At 67.0% G+C, this 324-nt stretch carries 1 protein-coding gene; it reads right to left on the minus strand.

Features of this window, described 5'->3' with window-relative positions:
* A partial coding sequence (locus HX846_RS38215) for a DUF2868 domain-containing protein (RefSeq protein WP_178967580.1) occupies positions 1-324 on the minus strand: 324 nt, incomplete at both ends.

Consider the following 324-nt stretch of genomic DNA (forward strand, 5'->3'; position numbering starts at 1 on the left):
CCGCTGGCGCGGATCATCTCGACAGTGGGCACGTTGAAGCCGAGCAAGGCGGGCAGGGCCCCAAGGGTTTGGGTCACGGCGACAAAGGTGTCGGCCCGCAGGATGGTGGTTTCCCACACAAAGCCGTAGCGCCGGGTGGCCAACAGCGTCAGCAGGATCACCAGGGCGCTGAGCAGGGCCAGCAGCCACAGGCTGTTGACCAGCACACCGACGGCCCAGCGATTGAGCTTGCGCCGTTGCAGCAACAGCAGCAGGGCGGGCGCCAGTTGCGCGGCCTTGGCGTCGCGGGCGAGTTTTTCGCTGAGCCATAACCACAGGCGGCCA

Origin of the sequence: Pseudomonas sp. K5002 (genome assembly GCF_013386655.1) — a bacterium.
GTDB lineage: Bacteria > Pseudomonadota > Gammaproteobacteria > Pseudomonadales > Pseudomonadaceae > Aquipseudomonas.